Consider the following 13,430-nt stretch of genomic DNA (forward strand, 5'->3'; position numbering starts at 1 on the left):
AGTTTTAAATATGAAATATTCCAAGAGAAGCTGTTTTTTCTTCCTCCTACTACCTCACAATTTCTTCTATATATTTTTATGTGTCATATAACGAACTATGTACTGTATATGTTTTCATCTCTTTATCTGAGGCATACTCATATATATGTAAAATATTACTCTTATTAACTACCCTAATAAAACCACTACTCAATAATCATAACGGCTTCTGCTTAAACTTTTCATAATGTCGTACTTTTAATGAAAGGATATTTCCGCAGTCTGTACAAATATAAGCATCCACCGGTGAAGATGTGAACATCGTTTCCTTTTTCCGTATTTGTGCATATCCGACAAACTCACCTTCTCCTATGTTTTGAGAACCACAATTAGAGCATGTCTGCACGGTTTTTTGTTTCATGAGAGCACCACCTTTAATCTGTTTCCACTCCCTTCGACAGCTCACTTCCATTTCCCTTCCAAAAAACCTCTTATTCTCTCACATTTCAACAGGAATCTCAAAACAAAAATCGTATATGTACTATGAAATATATTTATTAACGGAGGAATTTTATGACTACTGTTATGACACTCGATATAGCAACAGAAATTGAAAATGCAGAAATTGATATGCTCTCTTCTAGATTAGAGAGACTACAAACAATAAGCGGAAACCCAATGCAAGTGCAAATGAAAAAATTCGGTAGCGCCACTGCCTTTTCATCAAAAATAATTGCTGGTCCAGCTTTTAATACGGTAAAAGGTATTACAAATGCAGATGCGATTGATGCAATCATTTCTTATTATGAATCACTACAAATCCCTTGTCGTTTTGAAATTACCCCAGCACAAGGTACAACTGAATTATTTCAATACTTATCTCAAAAAGGGTTTTATCAATCTAGCTTCCATACTGCTTTGTATAGTATACCGAGAGAGGGTTCATCACTTCTTCCTTCTAATATTACAATACGAAAACTAAAAGAAAATGAGTTTGATATTTTTGCAGACATTTATGTACGTGGATTTAATATGCCATCCTTTACAAAAGATAGCGTGCGCCAAAATAATGAAATTCTTTACAATGAACCAGGGTGGCATTTTTTCATAGCTGAAGTTCAAAATATCCCTGCTGGTATTGGTGTCCTGTATATAAATAAGGGTGTCGCATCATTAGCTGCTTCTGCTACTTTGCCAGAATTTCAGCGTAAAGGCTGTCATACTGCATTAATTCAAAAACGAATTAAGAAAGCTATTGAATCCAATTGTACTTTAATAGTTGGACAAGCAAGGTTCGGTAGCGGCAGTCAAAATAACATGGAACGTGCTCACATGAAAATCGCTTATACAAAATCAATATGGACCGCAAAAGACATATTATAATTTACTTTATTTCTCCTCCCGTTACATTTTTAAACATTTTATGACAATTCCTTTTCTATCCTATTAATCATTTGAATATTCAAACTAGATTTGTTACGCTATTACTAGATACATCATTCAACTTGCAATATGAAAAGAGAATTCTAATCAAACTACAAGGAGGAGAAATGTATGACTAAACATGATCATGGTTTAAAAGAAAAAGTAGAAGGTGCCATTGATAAGGTAAAAGGTGAAGTAAAAGAAGTTGTTGGGAAAGTAACTGACAATAAGAAATTACAAGCTGAAGGAAAATGGGATAAGGTGAAAGGCACTGCTAAAGATACAGTTGGTAATGTGAAAGAAAAAGTACATGAATATAAGGAACATAAGAAAGAAAAATAAAAAAGAGCCCATCGGCTCTTTTTTTATTTCCCTTCATTTTTCTCTAACACGTATAAATCTTCTTCCATATTCGTTAATTTCTCACTTACAAGCTTTCTTGCATCTCCAATTGCTTGATTGTATGCAAATGGTCCAACTAATTTAATCATTTCTTCTATTAAACGCTCTGCTTGGAAACGCCCAATTTCATCTAGATCTTCTTCCATGAAAAATTGCTGAATTTGCGCTACAAGCTCTTCTTTTTTATCATTTGGTATTTTTATATTCATCATCGTTGTTACTCCTCTATATTTAAGATAATATCTTCCTTAACTCTACCATAGAAAAACGATTACCAGGACAGCTTTTTGTAACTCCTTCTAACTCCCTATGACCTAGTATATTTTCTTTCTTTATAGCAAATTGCTTCATAAACATTTTGCATAAAGAATATAATGCATTCACTTGCGGGGGAGTGGGATCGTATTTATCGAAATTTCCCGTCATACATATTCCAATTGTATGACGGTTATGGTCTTTCGCGTGCGCTCCAATATGTAAACCTCGCCCTTCCACTACAGTTCCATCCTTTTCGATAAAATAGTTGTAACCAATTCCGCTCCACCCCCTTACAGTTTGATGAAATTCATGCGTTTTATACACGTCCCATCCATCTTCAGCTGTATGGTGAATAATCAGTTTGTTTACTTTTTCTAAAGGAACTAATTCATCTTGAAATGTTAGATTGACACGTTTAATTTCCATTTGAACTGCCTCCTCTTAAAAATCAATCATAATAATCGTTTTATCATCTGGCCTTATTCTCTTTTCCGCTTCTAGCTCTTCAATAATTGCTATATATTCGTTTATACTATTCTTTCTTATATATGCAACAGTTTGTTCTAATGACCAATCTGGGTGAAATAACCCGTCTGAACAAATAAAAATCCCACTCACTTCATCTGTATGTAATTCACCATGTTGTAAATAATGTATCGCTTCTTTCATTCCATTTGCAACTGAATAACCATTTGGCATATTTGCAAGATAACGATTGTATTTTAACTGTTCTCGAACATCTTGAAAAACATATTCTTCTGGTACAGATAACCCTTTTTTACGATCTTCTTCCCTCTTCTTTTTTGCTCTTTTACTAATTCCTTCAACTGTGTCTTTCGTTAATACTTGCATCGTTCCATTTTGAAAAGTTGCGACAATCATACAGTCCCCAAGCTGCGCATATTCAATTTTCTCACCAACTATTTGGACTGCCGCGATACATGTGCACCACAAATGCTCTTTTTTTCTCGTGTCTACTTCATATTCTAACATTTTGCTTTGCAATGCTTCATTTGCTTTGGCAACTGCAAATTGTAAACTATGATTCTCTCGTAATACAGTAAAATAACTTGCAAATAAATGCGAAGCGATGTATGCTCCATTATGTCCCTTTTCATCACGAAACGGAACAAGTGGTGTTGCACCGTCACATACACCATAAATCTTTTTTTCTTTATTACAAAAATAAGAATCCTCACATTCTTGCTTCAACGGGCTTTTCTGTTGATATGTTTTTATCTTCACAACTGTATCCCCTTTCAAATGATAAAATACTCAAATTCTTTTGATTAATCTAATTTACCTAAATAAACTGTTTTTACCCAAAACTTTCAATATCATATATAATCTTGAAATAATATGAATTTTTCAGTGAAGGACGGGAAAGAAATGGTCAGATTCCTTGGTGTTATTATCGGTTCTATTATTATTGCGGTTGCCTTTAATCTTTTCCTTATCCCCCACAAAATTTTAAGTAGTGGAATTGGCGGAATTGCTATTATTTTAGGGATTATAACCCCTGTAAACACAGGCATTATTAACTTTGTATTAAACTTACCTATCCTTATTTTAGGGTACATAGGTCTTGGGAAAAAAGTAATTTTTAACACAGTTGTCTCTGTAGTTGTATTATCTGTTGCATTATACTACGTTCCAGTAAAAGTCGTAGCAACAGATCCATTGTTATCTTCTATCTTCGGAGGTGTAATCGCCGGAGCTGGTATTGGTCTTGTTTTTAACTGTAATGGATCCACTGGTGGATTTGATATTATCGGTATGCTTTTATCCCGCAAGCGAGACATTAAACTTGGCGGATTCCTTATTATTTTAAATGCAGTCGTTGTAATAATCGCAGGATTCTTCTTCACCTGGGATGTTGCACTTACAAGCTTACTTTCAATTTATGTAACTGGTAAAGTAATTGATGCTGTTCATACAAAACATCGTAAAGTTACACTTATGATTGTAACAAATGAAGCAGAAAAAATGAAAAAACAACTTCTTTCAACTGTTGTACGTGGAATAACGTTACTTGATGGCGAAGGTGCTTATTCAAGCGAGAAAAAGCGTGTACTTATGACCGTCGTTTCTCGTGAAGAATTAGCAAGTATGAAACTAACAATTTCTGAAATCGACCCGAATGCATTCGTTAATATTACAGAAACTGTAGAAGTGTTAGGACTTTTCAGAAGAAGTTAAAGACTAGGTGGGAATCCACCTAGTCTTTATTTTGCATAAATTCAATTCGGTTTCCAAATGGATCTGACACGTAAAATCGAATTACATCTGGCCGTGCATAATCATCAATCACTTTAACACCTTGCTCTATAAGTGTTTGCTTAAATTCATTAATTTCATTCACATAAAAAGCTGGATGAGCCTTTTTAGCTGGTGTAAAGTTCCGCTCGACACCAATATGGATTTCTTGATTTCCGCATTTAAACCAACATCCACCTCGTTTTTTCAACTCTTCTGGCTTTGGAATTTCTTCCATACCAATCGTATTCACATAAAAATCACGCGCCTCTTCTTCACACCCTACAGGTGCAGCTACTTGCACGTGATCAATCCCTTGAATATAATTTTTCATTTTCTCTCCCCCTCCTCTACCCTAATGTTATACGGAAAACAGCCGTCTGTAACTTACAAAAGGTTTATAAAACAATATAAGCTCCCCTTATTACCATCCTGCATTCACCTTGCAAAAAATAAAAAAAAACAAAATTTATTCTATAACTTCCATTTTTTATAGAAATACACATTACATCTATATTATAGTTATGAATAGACAAATCTTTTTAGATGCTATTTGTACGGAGGAACTATTATGAGTCGTAAAAAATATTCACCAACTCAAAAAAAACGTCATCCGAACATTTCTAGACGTTTGCGAAACCATATACAAGATCGTTCATTAACAGAAATGTACGCATCTCTGTTCGAACACAATCCTGATAGTATTATTTCATTAAATTTAGAAGGAGTTATTCTACATATAAATCCTTCTGCCGAAAGAATATTAGGTTACACTTCTTTAGAATTAGAACAGAAAAATATTACCTCTATTTTAGAAGCCCATATTTCTGAGCAAGTATTACAAAATATAAAGAATACTGAAGCGGATAATCAACAAGAGTATATCTTATCTATTTATCATAAAAATGGATTCTTATTAGATGTTGTGACAAAACTAGTTCCTATTTTTGTTCAAAATCGTCTTACTGGCGTATATGCTATTATGAAGCCGCTTGAAAAATCAGAAAGAATTGAGAATATACTAAAAGAAAGTGAGAAGAGATTGCGTACATTAGTAAACTCCATGCCTGCGTTTGTTATTTTTAAAGATCATGAAGGGCGCTGGCTTGAGGCAAATGACTACGCACTTTCTTGCTTCAATTTCCATCATGTACCTTACCACGGGAAAAAAGATAGCGAACTCATTCAATATAATGAAGCATACCGAGAAGCTTTTTTACATTGTGAAGAAATTGATGAACTAGCATGGCAACAAAGACAAATTCTTCATGGCGAGGAATTTATTATACATAGAGATGATTTCGATCTAATCTTAAGTATATCAAAAGTCCCGCTTTATCATCCTGACGGTTCTCGCAAAGGTCTTATCGTGATGGGGAGAGATGTTACTGAGCTAAAAGAAACTGAAAAGTTATTACGAAAATCTGAGAAGCTCGCAGTAGTCGGACAACTGACAGCTGGAATTGCCCATGAAATTCGAAATCCACTCACTTCTCTAAAAGGTTTTCTAACGTTGCTCCTCCCTGAAATAAGTGAGGAGCAGAAATGGTATATCGATGTTATGTTAAGTGAGATTTCACAAATGGAATCCATCACGAGTCAATTTATGGCGATGTCTAAGCCACAAGTATTATCTATCCAAACTTGTAACATACAAACTTTAATTGAAGAGGTAGTTACATTTATTTTACCGACTGCAATTATGCATAGCGTTCATATCATCATGGATCATTTTGATTACGTATATGATATTCAATGTGACGGTAACCAATTAAAACAAGTTTTTATAAACATATTAAAAAATGCGATAGAAGCAATGCCAAATGGCGGAAATATTTTCATCCAAACAAAACCATTAGAGGATAATTTCATCTTAATACGAATTATCGATGAAGGTTGCGGCATTCCAGAAGATCGTATCTCCCGTCTAGGCGAACCTTTTTATAGTTTAAAAGAAAAAGGCACAGGACTAGGATTAATGATGTGTTACAAAATAATTGAAGAACATCATGGTAGATTACACATTTCAAGCGAATTAAATAAAGGTACGATTGTTGATATTGAGCTACCACTTTCTTCATCTCATCTTGCAATCCAGTCTTAAATAAAAAAGAAGCATCTGCTAATCGTTAGCAGATGCTTCTTTTTTAAAATGCTTTGTCATACCACTCTTTTGCTTTTTCTACTTCACCCATCGTTAATTGATGCCCTCGATTTTCCCAATGCATTGTTACATTCGCATTTGCATTTTCTAATAGTACCTTCAATTCCTCTGACTCTGCTGATGAACAAATTGGGTCATTTGTCCCAGCAGCAATAAACACAGATTTCCCTGCTAAATTTGCTAATTGAATTCCTCTTCTTGGTACCATTGGGTGATGAAGCACAGCACCTTTCAATGCATTTTCGTAATGGAATAATAAGCTTGCTGCGATATTTGCCCCATTCGAATAACCGATAGCTACAATGTTATTTCTATCGAATTTATATTCTTTAGCCGCTTCATCTAAAAATTCATTTAATTCCTTCGTACGGAAAATTAAATCCTCTTCATCAAAAATGCCCTCTGCTAATCGGCGGAAGAAACGCGGCATCCCATTCTCTAACACATTTCCCCTAACGCTTAATACCGACGCTTCCGGATCAACTATTTCTGCAAGTGGTAGTAAATCTAATTCATTACCACCTGTGCCATGAAGTAATAACAGCACTGGTTTTGACGTATCTTTTCCTTTTTGAAAAACATGTTTCATCATAATCCTTTTCCCCCTTCAATCACTTTAATCTAAATTTCTCACTTCAAATGGTAAAAGCGTTTGTTCAATCTGTTTTCTATGTTGTTCATATTGTTCCGGTAACTTTAATTCCTTTCCCATCGTCTCTAACGATTCATCATGAGCGAAACCAGGAGGATCTGTTGCAATTTCAAATAAGATTTCACCATGTTCTCTAAAATAAATCGCGTTAAAATAATTTCGATCTTGTACAGGAGTTACGTGATATCCAAAACGCGACACATACTCTTTCCAGTCTAGCTGATCAGCATCATCACTCGCTCTCCAGGCTATATGATGAACTGTACCAACGCCCATTTGGCCACGACCGATTGTTGATAATTTCAAATCAATAATATTTCCAATGTCAGCAGAAGAACGGAATCGAACAAATTCGCCCTCTTCTCCAATTTTTTCAAGACCCATAATATGTTCTAACAATTCAGCTGTTTTTTGAGGCTGTGCAGATAAAAGAACAGCACCTCCAAACCCTTTAATTGCTACTTCTGGTGTAACTTCTCCAAAACTCCAATTGTTTAATTCGCCTGCTTCTCTTTCAACTAATTCTATATGCAAACCATGCGGATCATCAAATTCTAAATACTGCTCTCCAAAACGAGTCATTTTTGTATACGAAACATCGAATTTTTCTAATCTATTTTCCCAAAACTCCATTGTACCTTTTGGTACAACGTAAGACGTAATTCCTACTTGACCGTCCCCAATAATACCTTGACGAGCACCTGCCCATGGGAAAAACGTAATAATTGTTCCAGGCTTTCCTCCTTCATTTCCAAAATAAAGATGGTACGTACCTGGATCATCAAAATTCACTGTTTGTTTCACTAAACGTAACCCTAATACACCAGCATAAAAGTCTACATTTTCTTGTGGATGCCCTACAATCGCTGTAATGTGATGGATTCCCATTGTTTTCTTTTCCATTTCTTCCACTCCTTTTTTATTTCATTATAAAAATTCTTTTACATTTAAATTCATTATTCATTTTGTCCATGCTGCAAAGTAAAATCCGTTATAATAATTTTATCTCGAATTCGAGATATTAATTAAAAAAATACCTATTGGTGTCCAACCTATCAAATTATCTTGAACTCAAGATAATTTACAAAAAATATTCGTTCGATTTATAACCATAATATTTCTTCATTATGCATGTTATTTATCTCGAACTCGAGATTTATTATAAGTTACTTATTTTTTATTGTCAATAAGTCCTTACTTTCATTTTACATGTAAAAAGAGTAAACGCTATTCATCGTTTACTCTTTTTGCAAATCATTTCTTTTCTTCTTCCAGTACTGCTTCCATCTCATTAAATTCACGATGAACTGCCTTAACGGGTTCTTTCGTTAATAAACTTACAACGATAACAGTTAATAAACTACAGAAGAATCCAGGTACCATTTCATACATAGTCGCTTTTAAACTTGGAATTTGTACCCAAGTGATAACAACTAATGCACCGACAATCATCCCAGCAAGAACGCCCCATTTGTTCGTTCTCTTCCAATATAAACTTAATAAAATTGCTGGTCCAAATGCTGATCCAAATCCTGCCCAAGCATATCCAACAAGCGTTAAAATTGTATCACTCGGATGATACGCTAAAACAACTGCAATCATCGCTACAACTAATACTGACAGCCTACCGATAAATACAAGTTCTTTATCACTTGCATTACGACGGAAAAATGTTTTATAGAAATCTTCCGTTACTGCACTTGAAATAACAAGTAATTGTGAGGAAATACTACTCATAATCGAAGCCAAAATAGCTGATAATAAAAATCCTGTAATATACGGATGGAATAAAATATTTGAGAATGTTACAAAGACCATTTCTGGGTCTTGTAATGTCGCATTATTTTTAGCATAATAGGCGATACCAATTAGACCAGTAAGCATTGCACCTATAATTGAAATCGTCATCCAACCGATACCGATTCTACGAGAAGTTTTTAAATCTTTAATAGAGGTAATTGCCATAAAGCGGACAATAATATGTGGTTGACCAAAATATCCAAGGCCCCATGCTAAAAATGAAATAATACCAAGTATTGTGGTCCCTTTAAACATATCTAAATGCGATGCATCGACTTGCTTAATCGTATTAAATGTTTCTGTTACACCACCGACATCCGTAAAAGCAACAATTGGCACTAGTACAAGCGCAATAAACATAATACAACCTTGCACAAAGTCCGTCCAACTTACGGCTAGAAAGCCACCAAATAGTGTATACGCAACAACGACACCTACTGTTACAAATAAACCAATTTTATAATCAAGGTTAAAAGAATTTTCAAACAAACGTCCACCTGAAACTAAACCAGCCGACGCATAAAATGTGAAAAATACTAAAATGACGATAGCGGAGACAAAACGAAGTATTTTCGTACGATCTTTAAACCGATTCTCTAAAAAGTCTGGAATCGTAATTGAATCATTTGCCACTTCTGTATACGTTCGTAAACGCGGGGCAATGATTAAATAGTTTGCATACGCACCTATTAATAAACCTATCGCAATCCATACACTTGATAATCCCGTTGCATACATCGCACCAGGTAATCCCATTAGCATCCAGCCACTCATGTCAGAAGCACCAGCTGATAAAGCTGTAACTGCTGGACCAAGTCCCCTCCCGCCTAACATATAATCTGATAAATCGGATGTCTTCTTATAAGACCAATATCCGATATACAACATACCTGCCATATAAATAGCAAGCGAAACCATAATTTCAATCTTCACCAAATCTCTCCCTTAGTCCATAAGCCATTCAAAATTTCGAAAAATGACTTTTTCTATTTTCTTGTTTTCGCTTATGGTTCCCTACCTTAACAAACATTTTTTGTTCTTTCAAGTGAACGAGCACTTTTCATTACATGTGAAAACCTTTATAAACGCCTTTATCCCAGTGGATTACCCTGTTTTCAAAAGGAATTAAAGTAAAAATATTCAGATAATTAAACGCCTTATTTTTTAATAAAAATAAGCCATACAAATGTATGACTTTTAATCTATTAAACATAGCTTACTATTTACTAGTAGGAAACAATTCTGAGAGAGGAACTACCCGCCCCATCTCGTCTTTAAATACAATATGCTCTCTCTTTAAATGACGCGGGCTCTTCACTCCCACCGCTGCCGCTAATGAAAATAAACTATATCTCATACTAATAATATAATTCATGACTCGCCACTTCTTCTCATACGGATCTAACGCTTTTTGATAATGCGGATTCGTCGTGGCTACACCAGATGGACATTGGCCAGAATTACATTGAAGGGCCATAATACAGCCGCTTGCCATCATAAATCCGCGGGCTGAACTTACAGCATCCGCCCCAATCGCTAAAGCAATCGCTACTTTATCTGGTGTGATTAATTTACCCGATGCAAATACTTTAAACTTGTTACGAACACCATAATGGTTTGCTGTATCAATAAATGTAAGTAATGCTGGAATAAGCGGCAGTCCCATACAATCTGCCATCGATTTATACGTTGCCCCTGACCCGCCTTCTGAACCGTCTATTGTAATAAAATCTGGATAAATGTTTAGTTCTTTCATTGTTTTTATTAAATCTTCCAAAGGCTTCTGCTGACCAATTACAATTTTCATTCCAACTGGTTTACCGCCGCTTTCTTGCAACTGTTGAATAAAATAAAGTGTATCCGCTGCATTCTTTAAAAATGAAAATCGATTCGGTGAATTAATCGTCTCTCCCTTTCGGACGTTGCGAACAAACGCAATTTTCTCATTTACTTTTTGCCCCTCTAAATGACCACCACGTATTTTAGCACCTTGCCCAAATTTCAATTCGAATGCTCTAATATTACTTTCTTTCACTTTCTCCATGAATTTTCCCATTGAAAAATTACCGTCTTCATCACGGTATCCAAATAACCCTGGACCAATTTGCGCAACGATATTCGCTCCTGTATGTAAATGTTCTGGAATAACGCCACCTTCACCCGTATTAATCCACGATCCGCCTGCCATTTTTGCTCCAAGACCACTCGCTAAAATATAATTTTCTCCAATCGCACCATAAGAAGTCGCAGATGCACCAAACATGCCATGTAGCTTCCACGGATATTTACGGTTCTCACCGACTATAATTGCATCATCTTCTTCGTACAGCCAAAGATTCGTTGTATCCGCTGTCAATTTTTCTCTTCTTGAAAATAACCCTTCTTTATGAATCACGTACTTTTTACCTTCTCGCTCTTGCGTGAGATTCACACTTAATTCCTCCGTTAATATCGGAAATAATGTATTAGCAATATAATATCCAGAAGCTTCAAAATCTCGTTTTGATCCAAAACCAAGTATTTCAGAGCGATATTTTGCTAAAAACATAACACTTTGAAAATCATAACGTGAGAAAGGCTTTCCATCCGTATCATGATCAAACCAATATTGTCGAAATTCAGGCCCTATCTTTTCCAGTAAGTAGCGCATTCTTCCTAAGTACGGATGTAATTTTAAAATAGAATGATGTGTTCGTTTTTTTATAAAAAATGTAATGATAAAAAAGACGATTAAAAGCAACATTAAAAATAGTAATATACTAATAATAACGAGTAGCGTTTCACTCATCCCGCTTCCCCCTATGAAATTCCATAATAAAAGGAGAACACTAGATGTGTTCTCCTTTTATCTTTATTCATACTAACGTAGCAAGATGCTCTTTCGCGTCATATTCAACTAAACTTTCAGCGTGTTTAATTCGATGAACAAAGTCTGGATTAGCAATTAACGGTCTTCCGAATGCCGCTACATCAATCGTTCCTTCTTGCAACGCTTCTTCGGCCTCTTTCGGATTTAAATTACCAACCCCAACAATCGTACCATCCCAATATTTTCTTACTAGTTGATGAAAATTCTTTCCGTCAGCAATCTCTTGGGTATAATTCATCGTTGAAGGATGGATCATCGTTAACCCAACCTCTTTAAACATATTTATGAACGTTTCAATTGCAAACTCAGGGTTTTCCCACATATAAGTAGGATTATCACCTTTGAAAGCAGAGAAACGAAGAAGTGTTTTATTAGCTCCAACAGCTTCTATTACAGCCGCCGTTACTTCTTTCATAAACGTTAACCTTTGTTTTAAATCACCGCCATATTTATCTGTTCGCTTATTCGCAAACTCATACGTAAATTGATCGATTAAATATCCGTGTGCACCGTGAATTTCTACTCCATCAAATCCAGCTTCGATTGCATTTTTCGCAGCTTGTGCGTATTGACCGATCACTTCTTGTATTTCTTCTAACGTCATTGCTTCTGGCGTATCAAACGGTTTACGAAAGCGTGGAACATTTCCCTCTGCAGCGATAGCCGACGGTGCTTGTGGCATTTGACCACCAATTATTTCATGATGACTCATACGCCCAACATGCCATATTTGAGCAATAATCGTCCCGCCTTCTTTATGTACTGCCTCTGTAACAGGTTTCCAAGAATCGATTTGTTCTTGTGTATAAATACCTGGTACTCCTGGGTTTCCTTTTGCTCTCGGACTAATGACAATTCCTTCTGTAATAATTAGTCCAATTCCATCTGCAGCACGTTTTCTGTAGTACTCCACTACATCCGCACCAACTACTCCAGTCTCATTATCTGCAAAGCATCTTGTCATCGGTGCCATCGCTATACGATTACGAAGAAACCAAGCTCCAACTTGAATTGGATCAAACAACTTTGTTTCTTCAACGTTTCCAAAAAATCCCCCAGCATTTACATTTGTTCCTTCATAAATACTCGCTGCTTTATTACTTGAACTTGTCATTTTTCTTCCCCCTAAAAAATCTTACTATAATCGCATCATACTTACTTTTAGATAGTAACGTCAATTTTTACGACTTTACAATAAAAAATTCGAATATCCAAAAAATAAAATGCTTTAAATAATATTAAAAAGGTTTCCTTAGGAGGAAACCTTTTTTGTTGACCATATATGGCTGTCAATTCGTTTATCTCTTTAATAAAAAAACACCTTATCAATAGAAGTGAAAATGGTTCAGTATTCTTCTAAAAATAATAACTTATATACCTAAAACAATGAAAGCCCTACCTCTCTTTCATCCTTACGGCTCCTCGTCCGTGCCAGTGTGAATCAGGATTGCAAAAATCAAGTAACTATTTTATCGAAGTATTCAATTAAACTTCGAACATTCATAAATGAAATTAAAAAATAAAAATGGATTTGATTGTAGTAATAACAATAGAGGTAATGCTCTAAAAGTGGTTTGAAAGAGTTGAATGTCTTTGAAATGATAAATTTTCTATAATTATGTTCC

General features: G+C 35.2%; 14 protein-coding genes. 4 read left to right on the forward strand and 10 right to left on the reverse strand.

Annotation, left to right across the window (positions count from 1 at the left end; genetic code table 11):
* Positions 1-196: 196 nt before the first annotated feature.
* Positions 197-400, reverse strand: coding sequence for a hypothetical protein (locus tag ACUL40_RS10355; RefSeq protein ID WP_033693195.1), 204 nt, complete (start codon positions 398-400; stop codon positions 197-199).
* A gap of 152 nt (positions 401-552) precedes the next feature.
* Here ACUL40_RS10355 and ACUL40_RS10360 point away from each other — a divergent pair, with 152 nt between their 5' ends.
* Together ACUL40_RS10360 and ACUL40_RS10365 are read left to right on the forward strand one after the other, a co-directional pair.
* The gene (locus tag ACUL40_RS10360) at positions 553-1,362 is read left to right on the forward strand and encodes a GNAT family N-acetyltransferase (RefSeq protein WP_000214341.1); all 810 of its coding nucleotides are present in this window, start codon (positions 553-555) and stop codon (positions 1,360-1,362) included.
* A gap of 171 nt (positions 1,363-1,533) precedes the next feature.
* On the forward strand, positions 1,534-1,746 hold the full coding sequence (locus tag ACUL40_RS10365; protein WP_000160410.1) for a CsbD family protein: 213 nt from the start codon (positions 1,534-1,536) through the stop codon (positions 1,744-1,746).
* A 23-nt stretch (positions 1,747-1,769) separates the two neighbouring features.
* Here the strand turns inward: ACUL40_RS10365 and ACUL40_RS10370 are convergent, their stop codons facing one another.
* Genes ACUL40_RS10370 through ACUL40_RS10380 form a run of 3 tightly spaced genes read right to left on the reverse strand, consistent with a single transcriptional unit; the run spans position 1,770 to position 3,327 of the window.
* Positions 1,770-2,018 carry a DUF2164 domain-containing protein gene (locus ACUL40_RS10370; protein ID WP_000981066.1) on the reverse strand — a complete coding sequence of 83 codons (249 nt, stop codon included), beginning with the start codon at positions 2,016-2,018 and terminating at the stop codon, positions 1,770-1,772.
* A gap of 19 nt (positions 2,019-2,037) precedes the next feature.
* Positions 2,038-2,490: a peptidoglycan recognition protein family protein gene (locus ACUL40_RS10375; RefSeq protein WP_000404002.1), complete on the reverse strand. Its 453-nt coding sequence runs from the start codon at positions 2,488-2,490 to the stop codon at positions 2,038-2,040.
* A 15-nt stretch (positions 2,491-2,505) separates the two neighbouring features.
* The gene (locus ACUL40_RS10380; protein ID WP_069461620.1) at positions 2,506-3,327 is read right to left on the reverse strand and encodes a protein phosphatase 2C domain-containing protein; all 822 of its coding nucleotides are present in this window, start codon (positions 3,325-3,327) and stop codon (positions 2,506-2,508) included.
* Positions 3,328-3,453: 126 nt separating this feature from the next.
* Between ACUL40_RS10380 and ACUL40_RS10385 the strand changes: the two genes are divergently transcribed.
* Positions 3,454-4,263, forward strand: coding sequence for a YitT family protein (locus tag ACUL40_RS10385; protein ID WP_445422988.1), 810 nt, complete (start codon positions 3,454-3,456; stop codon positions 4,261-4,263).
* A 19-nt stretch (positions 4,264-4,282) separates the two neighbouring features.
* Here the strand turns inward: ACUL40_RS10385 and ACUL40_RS10390 are convergent, their stop codons facing one another.
* On the reverse strand, positions 4,283-4,654 hold the full coding sequence (locus tag ACUL40_RS10390; protein WP_445422987.1) for a VOC family protein: 372 nt from the start codon (positions 4,652-4,654) through the stop codon (positions 4,283-4,285).
* Between the two features lie 237 nt (positions 4,655-4,891).
* Here ACUL40_RS10390 and ACUL40_RS10395 point away from each other — a divergent pair, with 237 nt between their 5' ends.
* Positions 4,892-6,424 carry a BA3702 family sensor histidine kinase gene (locus tag ACUL40_RS10395; RefSeq protein WP_033695653.1) on the forward strand — a complete coding sequence of 511 codons (1,533 nt, stop codon included), beginning with the start codon at positions 4,892-4,894 and terminating at the stop codon, positions 6,422-6,424.
* 43 nt (positions 6,425-6,467) lie between these two features.
* On the opposite strand, the gene ACUL40_RS10400 is transcribed toward ACUL40_RS10395, so the two are convergent.
* From ACUL40_RS10400 to ACUL40_RS10420, 5 genes are all read right to left on the reverse strand, one after another.
* Entirely contained in the window at positions 6,468-7,076 is a 609-nt protein-coding gene (locus ACUL40_RS10400) for an alpha/beta hydrolase (protein ID WP_033695652.1), read from the reverse strand.
* A 24-nt stretch (positions 7,077-7,100) separates the two neighbouring features.
* Positions 7,101-8,039: a ring-cleaving dioxygenase gene (locus ACUL40_RS10405; protein WP_445422986.1), complete on the reverse strand. Its 939-nt coding sequence runs from the start codon at positions 8,037-8,039 to the stop codon at positions 7,101-7,103.
* Between the two features lie 351 nt (positions 8,040-8,390).
* Positions 8,391-9,869 carry a sodium/proline symporter PutP gene (gene putP / locus ACUL40_RS10410; RefSeq protein WP_000687591.1) on the reverse strand — a complete coding sequence of 493 codons (1,479 nt, stop codon included), beginning with the start codon at positions 9,867-9,869 and terminating at the stop codon, positions 8,391-8,393.
* Positions 9,870-10,155: 286 nt separating this feature from the next.
* Entirely contained in the window at positions 10,156-11,724 is a 1,569-nt protein-coding gene (locus tag ACUL40_RS10415; RefSeq protein WP_000005169.1) for an FMN-binding glutamate synthase family protein, read from the reverse strand.
* 67 nt (positions 11,725-11,791) lie between these two features.
* On the reverse strand, positions 11,792-12,919 hold the full coding sequence (locus ACUL40_RS10420) for an alkene reductase (RefSeq protein WP_071740986.1): 1,128 nt from the start codon (positions 12,917-12,919) through the stop codon (positions 11,792-11,794).
* Positions 12,920-13,430 lie beyond the last annotated feature (511 nt).

It is taken from the genome of Bacillus sp. KNSH39 (genome assembly GCF_052656585.1).

Coding starts and splice junctions, on each gene's coding strand:
- ACUL40_RS10355 (WP_033693195.1), bottom strand. CDS start 400: ATGAAACAAAAAACCGTGCAGACATGCTCTAATTGTGGTTCTCAAAAC.
- ACUL40_RS10360 (WP_000214341.1), top strand. CDS start 553: ATGACTACTGTTATGACACTCGATATAGCAACAGAAATTGAAAATGCA.
- ACUL40_RS10365 (WP_000160410.1), top strand. CDS start 1,534: ATGACTAAACATGATCATGGTTTAAAAGAAAAAGTAGAAGGTGCCATT.
- ACUL40_RS10370 (WP_000981066.1), bottom strand. CDS start 2,018: ATGATGAATATAAAAATACCAAATGATAAAAAAGAAGAGCTTGTAGCG.
- ACUL40_RS10375 (WP_000404002.1), bottom strand. CDS start 2,490: ATGGAAATTAAACGTGTCAATCTAACATTTCAAGATGAATTAGTTCCT.
- ACUL40_RS10385 (WP_445422988.1), top strand. CDS start 3,454: ATGGTCAGATTCCTTGGTGTTATTATCGGTTCTATTATTATTGCGGTT.
- ACUL40_RS10390 (WP_445422987.1), bottom strand. CDS start 4,654: ATGAAAAATTATATTCAAGGGATTGATCACGTGCAAGTAGCTGCACCT.
- ACUL40_RS10395 (WP_033695653.1), top strand. CDS start 4,892: ATGAGTCGTAAAAAATATTCACCAACTCAAAAAAAACGTCATCCGAAC.
- ACUL40_RS10400 (WP_033695652.1), bottom strand. CDS start 7,076: ATGATGAAACATGTTTTTCAAAAAGGAAAAGATACGTCAAAACCAGTG.
- ACUL40_RS10405 (WP_445422986.1), bottom strand. CDS start 8,039: ATGGAAAAGAAAACAATGGGAATCCATCACATTACAGCGATTGTAGGG.
- ACUL40_RS10415 (WP_000005169.1), bottom strand. CDS start 11,724: ATGAGTGAAACGCTACTCGTTATTATTAGTATATTACTATTTTTAATG.
- ACUL40_RS10420 (WP_071740986.1), bottom strand. CDS start 12,919: ATGACAAGTTCAAGTAATAAAGCAGCGAGTATTTATGAAGGAACAAAT.